Source organism: Streptomyces sp. NPDC001549 (assembly GCF_042894025.1).
Classification (GTDB): Bacteria; Actinomycetota; Actinomycetes; order Streptomycetales; family Streptomycetaceae; genus Streptomyces; species Streptomyces kutzneri.
Genome location: NZ_JBIAVJ010000026.1, coordinates 134,685 through 146,219 on the forward strand (window position 1 = coordinate 134,685; position 11,535 = coordinate 146,219).

General features: G+C 69.4%; 13 protein-coding genes and 2 pseudogenes. 4 read left to right on the forward strand and 11 right to left on the reverse strand.

The window, feature by feature from the left end; translation table 11 throughout:
- Positions 1-10 precede the first annotated feature (10 nt).
- The 9 genes and pseudogenes from ACFY04_RS33655 to ACFY04_RS33695 all read right to left on the reverse strand — a co-directional run bounded on the left by ACFY04_RS33655 (position 11) and on the right by ACFY04_RS33695 (position 5,585).
- A complete protein-coding gene (locus ACFY04_RS33655; RefSeq protein WP_389122752.1) occupies positions 11-619 on the reverse strand; it encodes a CBS domain-containing protein in 609 nt (202 codons plus the stop codon).
- 238 nt (positions 620-857) lie between these two features.
- Positions 858-1,544, reverse strand: coding sequence for a CBS domain-containing protein (locus ACFY04_RS33660; protein ID WP_389122716.1), 687 nt, complete (start codon positions 1,542-1,544; stop codon positions 858-860).
- Positions 1,545-1,572: 28 nt separating this feature from the next.
- Entirely contained in the window at positions 1,573-2,442 is an 870-nt protein-coding gene (locus ACFY04_RS33665; RefSeq protein WP_389122718.1) for a universal stress protein, read from the reverse strand.
- Between the two features lie 109 nt (positions 2,443-2,551).
- A complete protein-coding gene (locus tag ACFY04_RS33670; RefSeq protein ID WP_328793016.1) occupies positions 2,552-2,803 on the reverse strand; it encodes an acyl carrier protein in 252 nt (83 codons plus the stop codon).
- The gene (locus ACFY04_RS33675) at positions 2,800-3,474 is read right to left on the reverse strand and encodes a 2-oxo acid dehydrogenase subunit E2 (protein ID WP_389122755.1); all 675 of its coding nucleotides are present in this window, start codon (positions 3,472-3,474) and stop codon (positions 2,800-2,802) included. The genes ACFY04_RS33670 and ACFY04_RS33675 overlap by 4 nt, the downstream gene beginning before the upstream one ends.
- Before the next feature lie 119 nt (positions 3,475-3,593).
- Positions 3,594-4,124, reverse strand: coding sequence for a biotin/lipoyl-containing protein (locus ACFY04_RS33680; RefSeq protein ID WP_389122721.1), 531 nt, complete (start codon positions 4,122-4,124; stop codon positions 3,594-3,596).
- Position 4,125: 1 nt separating this feature from the next.
- A complete protein-coding gene (locus ACFY04_RS33685) occupies positions 4,126-4,599 on the reverse strand; it encodes a transketolase C-terminal domain-containing protein (protein ID WP_389122757.1) in 474 nt (157 codons plus the stop codon).
- Positions 4,579-4,731: pseudogene (locus ACFY04_RS33690) on the reverse strand (alpha-ketoacid dehydrogenase subunit beta); the annotation flags it as partial. The gene ACFY04_RS33685 and the pseudogene ACFY04_RS33690, both read right to left, overlap by 21 nt.
- A 158-nt stretch (positions 4,732-4,889) precedes the next feature.
- A complete protein-coding gene (locus ACFY04_RS33695) occupies positions 4,890-5,585 on the reverse strand; it encodes a CBS domain-containing protein (protein ID WP_389122724.1) in 696 nt (231 codons plus the stop codon).
- A 262-nt stretch (positions 5,586-5,847) separates the two neighbouring features.
- Between ACFY04_RS33695 and ACFY04_RS33700 the strand changes: the two genes are divergently transcribed.
- Together ACFY04_RS33700 and ACFY04_RS33705 are read left to right on the forward strand one after the other, a co-directional pair.
- A complete protein-coding gene (locus ACFY04_RS33700) occupies positions 5,848-6,750 on the forward strand; it encodes a universal stress protein (RefSeq protein ID WP_389122726.1) in 903 nt (300 codons plus the stop codon).
- The gene (locus ACFY04_RS33705) at positions 6,747-7,607 is read left to right on the forward strand and encodes a universal stress protein (RefSeq protein ID WP_319194432.1); all 861 of its coding nucleotides are present in this window, start codon (positions 6,747-6,749) and stop codon (positions 7,605-7,607) included. The genes ACFY04_RS33700 and ACFY04_RS33705 overlap by 4 nt, the downstream gene beginning before the upstream one ends.
- Before the next feature lie 106 nt (positions 7,608-7,713).
- Here the strand turns inward: ACFY04_RS33705 and ACFY04_RS33710 are convergent, their stop codons facing one another.
- Positions 7,714-8,379 (reverse strand): class I SAM-dependent methyltransferase, encoded by a 666-nt coding sequence (locus ACFY04_RS33710; RefSeq protein WP_389122728.1) that lies wholly within the window; start codon positions 8,377-8,379, stop codon positions 7,714-7,716.
- A gap of 379 nt (positions 8,380-8,758) precedes the next feature.
- On the opposite strand from ACFY04_RS33710, the gene ACFY04_RS33715 reads away from it, so the two are divergent.
- The gene (locus ACFY04_RS33715; RefSeq protein ID WP_328793024.1) at positions 8,759-9,043 is read left to right on the forward strand and encodes an SHOCT domain-containing protein; all 285 of its coding nucleotides are present in this window, start codon (positions 8,759-8,761) and stop codon (positions 9,041-9,043) included.
- A gap of 381 nt (positions 9,044-9,424) precedes the next feature.
- Positions 9,425-9,955, forward strand: a complete 531-nt coding sequence (locus ACFY04_RS33720) for a hypothetical protein (RefSeq protein ID WP_389122732.1) — start codon at positions 9,425-9,427, stop codon at positions 9,953-9,955.
- 109 nt (positions 9,956-10,064) lie between these two features.
- On the opposite strand, the pseudogene ACFY04_RS33725 reads toward ACFY04_RS33720, so the two are convergent.
- Positions 10,065-11,535, reverse strand: a pseudogene (locus tag ACFY04_RS33725) (phosphoketolase); the annotation flags it as partial.

The following is an 11,535-nucleotide window of genomic DNA, read 5'->3' on the forward strand; positions in this document are numbered from 1 at the left end:
TCGGCCTCCTTCACGCGCGGACTTCGGTGTCGAGGCGCACGGCCGTGACGTCCACGACCCCGGGTACGGTGCGAGCGACTCGGACCAGCACGTCTTTGAGGGCCGGGTCCGGGATGGAGCCGTCCAGCTGGACGATGCCGTCGGCCACGTGGACCTGCACCATGGCCGAGCCGACGGGGATGAGCTCGGCCATGATCAGCCGGCGGAGCTCCTCGGCGATGTCCGCGTCGGGGCGGAGGTAGATCTTGAGGAGATCGCCCCGGCTGACCACGCCGACGAGGCGGCCGTCGCCGTCGACGACGGGGAGCCGCTTGAGGTGGCCGCGGGCCATCAGGCGGGCGGCGCCGGGGATGGTGGCGTCCTTGGTCACGGTGACCGCTGGTACGGTCATCAGCTGCCCGGCGCTGACTGCGCGGGACTCGTCCGCGCCCTGGGCCTTGAGCAGCAGGTCCGCTTCGGACACCACGCCGGCGACCCGTCCTTCCTCCGACAGGACGGGCAGAGCGCTGATCCGCCACTGCCGCATGGCCTCCACGATGTCCTTGAACGGTGTTCTGCGGTCGACGGAGATGACGGCATGAGTCATCACGTCCTCGACGGTGCGAAGCTGCTTCATGATGCCTCCAGAAGCGGAGTCCTGATACGTCCGAGCGTGGGCACCTGTGCCCGTCGGCGGTAGGGCCGTCAGGGGGTCACTTCTGGCTGATCAGCCCTGTTGTTCAGGTATCGGGCGTGCTTTTATGAAATTGACGGAAAGAGTCCCTGAGAGGATGCGGAGAAGCGGCTGGCGGCCGTGCACCGCACGATCGGGATCCGCGAGAAGCGGGCGGGCTCTTTCCGCCCTTTGTCCTGAGGAGTCAATGCGTCGCACGGTGAGGGTCGGCGACCGGAGACAGGTCGTCGACCGCGTAGCCGAGGGCTTGGTCCACGCTGACGACCCCGTCGACCGATCGGCACAGCCTTTCGACAACCGGAATCGTCGACCGCTCCTCGACCCGACCGCTCAAGGAGACGACCCCTTCGCTTACGTCCACCGCAACGCCTCCCGGGGTGATCCTGAGGGTCCGGCCCAGTACGTCGTCGACGATTTCGTCGCGGATGGCGTCATCACGGCGGAGCATGGGGCGCAGCAGGTCGGTGCGGCTGACGATGCCCACAAGGGTTCCGGTCTCGTCGAACACCGGCAGACGCTTGACACCTCGCTCGTGCAGGAAGCGGGCCGTCTCGACGATGCCCCACTCCGGACGGGCGGTCAGGACCGGGGTGGACATCAGATCGCCGGCGGTCCGGGCGCCCATGGAGGCACGGTCCATGGGCGCCGCGGCGCGCATGGGGTCGCGCCCTTCGGTATCGGGCAGCCCGGCCTGCCTGCGAAGCAGGTCGGCTTCGGAGACGATGCCGATCGGATGGCGACGGGTGTCCACGACGGGCAGGGCCGAGACCTTGTTGTTGTCGAGGCTCCGGGCGACCGTCTTGAGCGAGGCTTCGGGGCTCGCCGTGGCCACGTTCCGGGTCATGACGTCTGCGACGGTGCGATGAGACATGGTCCGATCTCCCTTGTGAGTAGGGCCGTCAGTCGTGAGCGATGACCGCGACGGGGGCGGCGGCGTGGTGCAGGACCGCATGGGCCACGGAGCCCAGATGCGCCCCCAGCGGGGAGTGGCGCTGATGGCGGCCCACCACGACGAGGTCCGCGCTCGCTGCGGCCTGGACCAGCTGGTCTCCGGCGGGGCCCATGAACGCCTCGTGGGTGACGCTCACGGACGGGAACTTGTGCCGCCACGGCATCAGCATGTCGTCGAGCATCACGGTGACACTCCGGCCGACCTCCCGCTCGTTCTCCGGGTCGAAGAAGGGCGCGTACTGGTACATGGAGGGCATCTTCCAGCCGTGGATCGCACGCAGGGCGCAGCCGCGACGGTCGGCTTCCTCGAAGGCGAAGGTCAAGACCTTGTCCGCTGCCTCGTGGATGTCGATCCCCAGGACGATCTCCCCGTACCGGATGGGCAAGGCCTCCTCGGGCGCGTGCGACACGCGTACGAGCACCACAGGCGTCTCGGTGGCCACAAGTGTTGACAAGCTCACCGAGCCGATGAGGAATCCGACCAGGCCTCCCACCCCACGGGAGCCGAGTACGAGCAGCCCGGCGTCCACCGCCTCCGCGGCCAGGGCTGCCGCCGGCCTGCCTGAGAGGCATCTCGTCGAGACCTCCAGGCCGGGATGCCGGCGTCGCACGTCCTCCAATGCCTCGGTGAGCGCCTCGTCGGCCCAACGGTCGGCCGCTTCGCGGCCCGGCCTCGGTACCGCAGGGCTGATCAGCCAGTCGACGGCGTGGACGAGCCTCAGCGGCACTTCGCGCAAGGCCGCCTCCCGGGCGCCCCAACGGGCCGCAGCCCGGCTCTCTGGAGAGCCGTCCACGCCGACGGTCACATGGTGCTTCATGGCCAGAACCTCCTTGGGCGGCGCGGGGCCGCGGTCCTCTTCCAGCGTGGCCTGCGGCGCGATGACCGAGGAGGGGCCGAGTGGCCCCATATGGGGCCGATCAGCCCCGCTACTCCATGGAGGCGCGCGAGGCGACGTAGTCCGCACAGCCGTCCAGGGTGTTCAATGCCGGATAGTCGGACTCGGGCAGGGCGAGGCCGGTGCGCTCGCTCAGTGCCTCGATGAAGTTGAGGAAGTCCAGGGAGTCCATTTCCAGGCTCTCCCGGAAGTTCTCGTCCGGCGAGAGTGCGCCTGCGTCGGCGCCGGGAACCACGTCTGTCAGGACATCCTTGATCAGTACGAGGGCCTCGTCACGGTTCACAGTTCCTCCGGTCGTTGGAGCAGACGGTCGATGGCCGTCAGCAATCGCGCCCCGGTCGCACCGTCGCTCGCGCGGTGGTCGGCGGCGAGCGTGGCCGTCACGGTCGGGTGCACCGTGAGCATCCCGTCCACGGCCACCGGCTGCTCGATGACACGCCCCAGGCCGACGAGGGCGACCTGAGGTGGGTAGATCACCCCGAAAACGGCCTCGACCCCCTGATCGCCGAGGTTGGTCACCGTCAGTGTCGGATCTGCCGTCTCCGAAGCCCGCAGACGGCCGCTGCGAGCCCGCGAGACCAGACCCTTCAGCGCCGCCATCAGCTCCGGCAGTGGCATGGTGTCGGCGTCCGCCAGCGCCGGTGCGACCAGGCCGCCGCCGCGCAGGGACACCGCGACACCGAGCCGCACAGTAGGCGAGGGGACGAACGCCTCGTCCTTCCAATAGCCGTTCAGTTCCGGCACTTGGCGTGCTGCCAGGGCAACCGATTTGAGCAGCAGGGCCGCCGGCACGAGCCGTTCCACCACGGGCCTGCTCGGGTTCCGGTCGCGCATCCACGCCATCGCGACGGCCAGGTCGATCGTCGTCGACAAGTAGTAGTGGGGGATCTCGCGGTTGGCGCGGCTCATCAGAGCCGCGATCGCCGCGCGCGCCGGATGCTGGGGCTCGGCCACTGCCGACGACCGGCGCGCCGGTTCGTGGCTTTCGACCGTAGAGGCCGGAGGGCTCCCCGTGGCGGCGCGTACATCGTCAGCCCGAATCGTGCCGCCCCGCCCGGTTCCCTTCAGGGCACTCAGGTCGACGCCCGACGACCGGGCCAGCCGACCGGCGAGGCCTTCACCCGATGCGGGCCCTCCGCCGGTGTGTGCTCGACATCGAAACGTGTGATCCGTCCGCCCTTGCCGGAACCGTGCACGGACGACAGGTCGATGCCCTTCTGCTCGGCCAAGTGCCTCACCAAGGGCGTGGACACGTCGCCCCCGCCCCGGGTCGTGGTGCGGCCGGGAGAGGCTTGCAGGTCGGAGGCCGGGACCGTCGGCCGCTTCGCAGGCGCAGGCGCAGGCGCAGGGGCAGCGGCCAGAGGCTCGGCCCCCGAGTCGATGACGGCCATCCGTGTGCCGACCGGCACGGTGGTCCCCGGTTCGACGAGGAGTGCACCGACCGTTCCCGAGTCGAAGCACTCGACCTCGATCGTCGACTTTGCCGTCTCCACGACGGCGACGACATCGCCCTTTGTGACGGTGTCACCGGGCCCTACCAGCCATTCCACGAGGGTGCCCTCGTCCATGTCCGCGCCGAGGGAGGGCATGGTGAATTCAGCCATGTCAGCTCACCGTCCGTCGGACGGCGTCCACGATGGTCGCGGGCTGGGGCAGCGCCGCTTCTTCGAGCTGCCGGGCGTAGGGAATGGGGACCTCCGCGCTGCAGACGCGCTGAACGGGGGCGTCGAGCTCGTAGAACGCCTGCTCGGTGATGCGGGATGAGATCTCCGCGGCCAGGCTGCCGCTGCGCCATGCCTCGTCGATGATCACGGCCCGGTGAGTTCGGCCGATGGATGCCATGACGGTGGCGTCGTCGAGGGGGCGCAGGGTGCGTAGGTCCACGACCTCCGCGCTGATGCCCTCCCCGGCAAGGGTTTCCGCGGCTGCCAGAGCCTTCGGCAGGGAGCCGCCGTACGTGATCACAGAGACGTCCGTGCCTGACCTGCGTACGGCCGCCGTGTCGAGTTCGACGGCTTCGACGGTCTCGTCCAGGGTGCCCTCCGCGTTGTACAGGCTGCCGTGTTCGAAGATCAGCACCGGATCGGGGTCGGCGAGGGCTGCTGCGAGCATGTGGCGCGCGTCATCGACCGTCGCGGGGGCCAGCACCCGGATGCCGGGGATGTGGGCGTACCAGCCTTCGAGGCTGTGAGAGTGCTGGGCGCCGAGCTGCCGGCCTGCTCCGGTTGTGGATGATCACGTGATCCATGGCCGGGTCCCTCTCCTCGCCTGGGAATCTTCAAGGAGACAGCGTCACGTTGGGTGACGGGCGTAAACGCGGCGCGTGGCTTTCCGGGCGTCCCCCGGACGGTCCACACCGGACGTCGCGGTTACAGAGACATCCCCAGGGCGCTTCGGTGTGGTGGGGTGAGCAGGGAGTCATCGATGCGGGCCGTCAGGCGGGGGGCGACTGCGACCACACCGTCCAGCTGGCTGGTGAGGCGGATCAGGACCGGAACCTGGCTCTGTCTCTCCAGCCGGCCCTCCAGCGTCACGATGCCGTCGACCACGTGGACGGTGACCGCATCGGCGCCCAGCCCCATGGTGTCCACGAGTATGTCCGCGACCACGCGGTGTCGTATCTCCGAGTCCGGTCGCAGGAAGAGCCAGAGAAGGTCGCGGCGGGTGACGATACCGACGAGGCGGTCCTCGTCGTCCACGACCGGCAGCCGCTCCACGCCTCGGCGGGCCATCAGCCGGGCGGCTCCTGCCGCGGTCTCGTCCGCGTGAACCGTGACGGCCGGTGCGGACATGGCCTCACCAGCGGTGAACGTCACCTTGGACGGGAACACGGCCCCACCTCGGCCGGCACCGGGCTCTTCGCCCATCGGTGGGTGATCGGAGGCTACGCGACCGATCAGGTCGCTCTCGGAGACGACGCCGAGCACTCGGTCCTCGTCGTCGAGGACCGGCAGTCCGCTGATGTCGTGCTGAGCGAGCAGCTTGGCGACATCCTTGAAAGGGGTGGACGTCAGGACCGAGACGACCTCGTCGGTCATCAGGTCTCCGACCTTGATGTGCTTCATGAGGCACCTCCTGCCGTCACAGCGATCCACCCGGACGGGAGGGCCGGAGGACGCCGATAACCACGATCCGACGAATGCCTCGAGAGGAGGAGGGCCGAATGGCCCGGAGCCGGGCCCGATCGGACCCCGTGCCGCACCCGCGATGCGGTATCGCGTGAACCAGGACCACTGGTCCCCGCCGGGGACTGAATCCCCTTCTGGCGGAGGAGCCCGAAGAGCCGACCGGAGAGCCCGACCCCTGGCGGCTCTCTGAGGAGGAACCATGGAAGGCACCACGAGCAGCTCTGAACTCGGCGCCGTCATCGTCGGCGTCGACGGCTCCGAACCGGCCCGCCAGGCAGCGATGTGGGCAGCGGCGGAGGCCGTACGCCGCGAGCGTCCGTTGCACATCGTGCACGGGTCCGACACCGACGGCCGGGTCCTCTACGTCTCGGCGAAGAGCATCGAAAGCGTCCGCCAGGCGGGTCGCGAACTGCTGGACGCCACGTCGGCCGCGGTCACGGAGCGGTTTCCCGGCCTGCAGGTCAACGCCGAGTTCAGCCGCAGGGCACCTGTCCCGAGCCTCCACCAGGCCGCGGGCCCCGATGGCACCATCGTGGTCGGCAGCCGGGGGCTGGGCGGTTTCAGCTCCCTCATGCTCGGATCGGTCGGCCTCAAGGCCGCAGCGGGAGCGAAGACGCCCGTCATCATCGTCAGAGGCACCGAGAACGGCGCCGACACGGGTGCGGTGCTCGCCGCTGTCCGCGACGAACACGACCTCGACTGCGCACGGTACGCCGCACGCGAGGCACAGATCCGCGAGGGCTCGCTACGGCTGCTGCACGTGTGGAACATCCTGCAGTCCGTCGGCGAGGTCGTGACCCTGCTCGACGACGTGGAGGAAATCGCCAACGAGCAGGTCCATCACCTGAACGCCGTGGCGGACCGGATCCGCGAGGAGTTCCCGGACCTGACCGTGCAGGTGGACGCGGACAAGAGCACGTCAGTGGCTTCTGTACTGGTTGAGGCCTCGCGCCAGGCGGACTTGCTGGTGATGGGCGGCCGACGGTCACCCAGCTACCTCGGGCCCACCCTCGGGCGGGTCACGCACAGCCTGGTCCACCATGCCCACTGCCCCGTGCAGCTCATTCCGCGCCACACGGACAAGCACGGGAGCGAATCGTGAGCGACGCGGGCGAACACCAGGAGATCGTCGTCGGCATCGACCCGGCCAGGGACTGGCGTCTGCCCGTGGCCTGGGCGGTGGACGAGGCCGGGCGACGCCGGCTACGGCTGCGACTCGTCGTAGCCGTACCTCCCCAGCACGACACGCAACACGTCGACGACACGCCGCGCAGCATCGCCCTGCACCAGGAGGCCTCGGACGCCCTCGGCGCGGCTGCCGCCTGGAGCAGGGAGCGACACCCGGAGGTCGAAGCGGTCGTGGATCTCGTCGAGGGGTTCCCCGCTCCGGCGATCGGTCGACTGTCGAGGCGGGCCCGCATGATCGTGCTCGGCTCCCGTCACCTGAGCCGGACCTCGGAGTTCCTCAGCGCCGGCTCCCTGGTCGTCCCCGTCAGTGCGCAGGCGCAGTGTCCGGTCGTCGTCGTGGGCGACGCCGAGCACGTCACTCAACAGCCGCCCTACCTGGTGGTGGGCATCGACGGAAGCGAGTCCTCGAAGGCGGCCCTTGCGATTGCGTTCGAAGAGGCCGACCTCAGGGGGGCCAAGCTGCGTGCCGTGTCGGTGTGGCAGCCACCGCTGTTCCTGCACCACGACGAGGAGGCCGCGCTCCAGGGGCAACGACGCATGCTGTCCGAGACGACGGCAGGTTGGTCGCAGGAGTACCCGGACGTCGTGTTGACGCACGAGGTGCTGACCGGGCACCCGGTGGAGGAGCTCGCCGGTGCCGCCGAGCACGCCCTCGCCGTGGTCGTGGGCCGTCGAGGCAAGGGCGGTTACACGGGCATGCGACTCGGATCAGTCGTCCACGGGTTGCTGCACCGGGCGCACTGCCCGGTGATCACGGTTCCTGTGCGGTGAGGACTGCGTGACGACGCCTGCCGCCCGGTGCACCGAGCATCGTGGCGGTACGACAGAAGTCGAACCGGAACCCGAGATCGGACAGCGCTGAGCCCTCAGGCGGTACTCACCGAGGGACGGTCTGCGTGACGCGCCACAGCCGCCGGGGGAGGCCGCCCTCCTCGAAGGCGGCGACCTCGTCCAGAGTCCAGCTTCTGGCGAGGGCGTCGACCAGGTCGCGGGGGAAGAAGTGGACGGCGAAGCCGCCGTGTTCCCAGATGTCGTCTCCGTGCCCGCCACCGGCCTGGTAGTGCGCGTCCCCGGTGTGACGGACGGTGTAGACGAAGACTCCGCCCGGCCGCAGTACCCGTCGCACCTCGGCGACCAAGGCGTGGATCTCCTGGGTGGACAGCGCCATGCAGAGCAGCATGTGCGCGAACACGGCATCCACCGAGGTGTTCGCGAGCGGCAGAGGCTCGCGGACGTCATGGACCGCTGTGGTGACCCGCCCCGCGACGTCTTGGGCCGCGGCGGCTTCGCGCAGCTGCTCCAGACCCGCCGGGCTGAAGTCAGTGGCCAATACGGAGAATCCCTGGCGGGCGAAGTACAGCGCATCACGGCCGTGGCCGGCACCCAGCTCCAGCACCTTCCGGGCACCGACGGTCCTGAAGACGGCAGCGGCATGGACCGCTGGATCGGACGGCTCCTCGCCGTACATGCCGGGATGATCGCCGTAGGTCTGCTGCCAGTGCGCACGCTGAACATCGGCCAGCCCCTGCTCCGACTCCGACATGCTGACGCCCTCCTCACCAGGCCGGCATCGAACCGAGCGGCCCCCGCCAGGCCACCCTAGAGGGACACCATGTCGTCACCGCGCCCGCCCGCTGCGCCACGGCCGTCATTGCTGTCGATACTCGGCTTCTGGCACAACTTCTGTGGTGAAGAGCCAACCTTGCGGTGGCGCCCAGGGCGGGAAGGTGTGCTCATTGCGGCCTCCGTTCGGTTCCCCGCTTCCCGTCTGGGGGCAGACACGGTCATGGGCATGGGCCTATCGGCCCTGGTCGTGACCCCGAGCGGCCCATGCCCGGACGACACGGGGCGACGGACAGTGAGGACATGGGGGACATGCCCTGAGGGCCGTGTCCCAGACCATCGCAACAGGAGCGTGAGCCATGTTCTGGTACGACCACGGAATGGGCGGATGGGGCTGGGTCGCCATGTCGTTCAGCATGGTCCTCCTCGTGGCCCTGGCCATCGCGGGAGTCGTGCTGCTCCTCCGCAGTGTCGACCGTTTCCCCTCGGGCCCAGTGCAGCCCCCGGCTGCGCCTTCCGCCAAGCAGGTGCTCGCCGAACGGTTCGCCCGAGGCGAGATCGACGAGGAAGAGTACGAACAACGTCTGACCGCCCTGCGTGCGCACGGGCCGGGTCAAGGCCGGCCTGGATCGGGAGAGAACTGAACCCACCCTTCCGGGAGGGTGGCAGGCCGCGACTGAGGACCTGCGGAATCTTGTTCGTCGCCTGATCCCGCTCGTGTCCATCCCTCTCAGGTGGCGCAGTGGGTTGTTCCCGGCGCGCATCGCGCAGTCAGAGTGGTAGGAATGCCTGGCCTTTGCCTCCTCCCAGCAATCGGGTAGACCATGCGCGGCGCGAAGTCAGTATCGGTAGCAGCGTTCCTCTTCTTGCTCACCACGGGTTGCGCGCGGACCTCAGCAGGGCCGGAGCAAGAGACCCTCTGTCCACCCGAGGTGCGTACGGCCACGGCCACACCCTCAAGAGATGTCGGGCCAACGAGTCAGGTCTCGCTTGGCTCGCTGAAGTGCGCCGACCCAGAAACGGGCATGTCGCTCATCGAAGTCAGCGTTCTCAATCCGCACGCCACCCGAGCGGCCTGGTACGAGGTGACGCTGCAGTTCACGACATCGGAGGGGGCCGTGTTTGCCACCGAGACGGCTTACCTCGGGAGGGTCGAACCCGGCAAGCAGGCAAAGAGGGATGTGGCTGTCGCCAGGCCGGCGATGGGAGACGGCGTCGGCGTGAGGGTTCTTCGATGGGAGCATGGGTTGTTCGACGCACCGTCCGTCGAGCCTCAGGCATCGCCACCGGCGACGGCCGTGGACGTCTTGGTGAGAGCCCTCGTACGGGCTGGAGCGATTCCGTCCACCACTCCGTACGGAGCGTGTCCCAGTGGATCTCCTCAGGGATATTGGCTCGGCGACCCCGGGAACTGCGCGGTGACGCCGGGGCGCAGGCCCTCTGCGCCGGCTGTCACGCCGGCGCCCGTGTACCCGGGCACGCTCTGCGGGGACGGCTGGGCTTCCCGGTCCAGGGGGAGGGGCACGTGCTCCCACCACGGTGGGGTCGTGCGCTGACGGTCGTGGTGCCGCTCCGGAGGCGGGCGGTCTGGGAGGGAGCTTGAGGCGTCGGCACCCCATCTGGGTGCCGGCGTCTCAGAACGTGCAGCACTGGTTCCCGTGCCGCTCAGTACGGCCAGGACCAGTCCGCGACTTCTGGCAGGTCGGTGCCGTGCTTGCGGATCCAGTCGTGGTGGCGGATGCGCTGGTCGGTCATGGCCTGGCGCAGGCCCTCGGTGCGGCCCGCGAGGCCGGGGACGCGGTCGAGGACGTCCATGACGAGCCGGTAGCGGTCCATGTCGTTGCGCACGACCATGTCGAAGGGGGTGGTCGTGGTGCCGGATTCCTTGTAGCCGCGGACGTGTAGCCGGGGGTGGCCGGTCCGGCGGTAGGCGAGGCGGTGGATGAGCCACGGGTAGCCGTGGTAGGCGAAGATCACCGGCCTGTCGGTGGTGAAGAGCGCGTCGTACTCGGCGTTCGTCATGCCGTGGGGGTGTTCCTCGTGGGGCATCAGGCGGGCGATGTCGACGACGTTGACGACGCGGACGGCCAGCGAGGGGAGGTGCTCGCGGAGCAGGGCTGCGGCGGCCAGTACCTCCATGGTGGGCACGTCGCCGGCGCAGGCGAGTACGACATCCGGCTCGCGGGAGCCGTGGTCGGTACCCGCCCACTCCCACACGCCGGCGCCGCGCGTCACGTGCGTGCGGGCCGCGTCGATCGGCAGCCAGTCGAAGCAGGGCTGTTTGCCGGCGACGATGACGTTGACCTGGTCACGGCTGCGCAGGGCGTGATCGGCCACGGCGAGGAGGGTATTGGCGTCCGGCGGCAGGTAGACCCGCACGACCTCCGGGCTCTTGTTGAGGACGTGGTCGACGAAGCCGGGGTCCTGGTGGGAGAAGCCGTTGTTGTCCTGGCGCCAGACGTGCGAGGTGAGCAGGTAGTTGAGGGACCCGATCGGCGCCCGCCAGGGCAGTTTGCGCGAGGTCTTCAGCCACTTGATGTGCTGGCCGACCATGGAGTCGACGATGTGCGCGAAGGCTTCGTAGGTGGAGAAGAGGCCGTGGCGGCCGGTGAGCAGGTATCCCTCCAGCCAGCCCTGGCAGACGTGTTCGGACAGGATCTCCATGACCCGGCCGTGGCGGGACAGATCTCGGTCCGTGGCCTCCGTGATGCCCTGCCAGGCCTTGCCGGTGGCCTCGTACAGGTCGTCCAGCCGGTTGGAGGCGGTCTCGTCCGGTCCGACGACCCTGAAGTCCCGCCGCCCGGCCGTCTCCCGCATGATCTGGGTGAGGAAGTGCCCCAGGACGCGGGTCGGTTCGTGGAGGGTCCCGCCGGGCTTGTCGACGGGGACGGCGTGCGCGTCGAGCGGCGGCATCGGCAGCGGCCGCAGCAGACGGCCTCCGTTCGCGTACGGGACCGCGCCGAGGCGGCGCTCGCTTTCCGGGACGCAGGCCAGGACCTGCGCCGTCGGGCGGCCGTCTGCGTCGAAGAGTTCGTCCGGCCGGTACGAGCGCAGCCAGTCCTCCAGCTGCTTCAGGTGTGCGGGGTTCTCGCGTACCCCGGCGAGCGGGACCTGGTGCGCCCGCCAGGTGCCTTCG

Excerpts from the sequence above, each read along its gene's own strand:
- ACFY04_RS33720 (WP_389122732.1), top strand. The coding sequence starts at position 9,425 with ATGTCGCTCATCGAAGTCAGCGTTCTCAATCCGCACGCCACCCGAGCG.
- ACFY04_RS33715 (WP_328793024.1), top strand. The coding sequence starts at position 8,759 with ATGTTCTGGTACGACCACGGAATGGGCGGATGGGGCTGGGTCGCCATG.
- ACFY04_RS33695 (WP_389122724.1), bottom strand. The coding sequence starts at position 5,585 with ATGAAGCACATCAAGGTCGGAGACCTGATGACCGACGAGGTCGTCTCG.
- ACFY04_RS33680 (WP_389122721.1), bottom strand. The coding sequence starts at position 4,124 with ATGGCTGAATTCACCATGCCCTCCCTCGGCGCGGACATGGACGAGGGC.
- ACFY04_RS33665 (WP_389122718.1), bottom strand. The coding sequence starts at position 2,442 with ATGAAGCACCATGTGACCGTCGGCGTGGACGGCTCTCCAGAGAGCCGG.
- ACFY04_RS33660 (WP_389122716.1), bottom strand. The coding sequence starts at position 1,544 with ATGTCTCATCGCACCGTCGCAGACGTCATGACCCGGAACGTGGCCACG.
- ACFY04_RS33700 (WP_389122726.1), top strand. The coding sequence starts at position 5,848 with ATGGAAGGCACCACGAGCAGCTCTGAACTCGGCGCCGTCATCGTCGGC.
- ACFY04_RS33710 (WP_389122728.1), bottom strand. The coding sequence starts at position 8,379 with ATGTCGGAGTCGGAGCAGGGGCTGGCCGATGTTCAGCGTGCGCACTGG.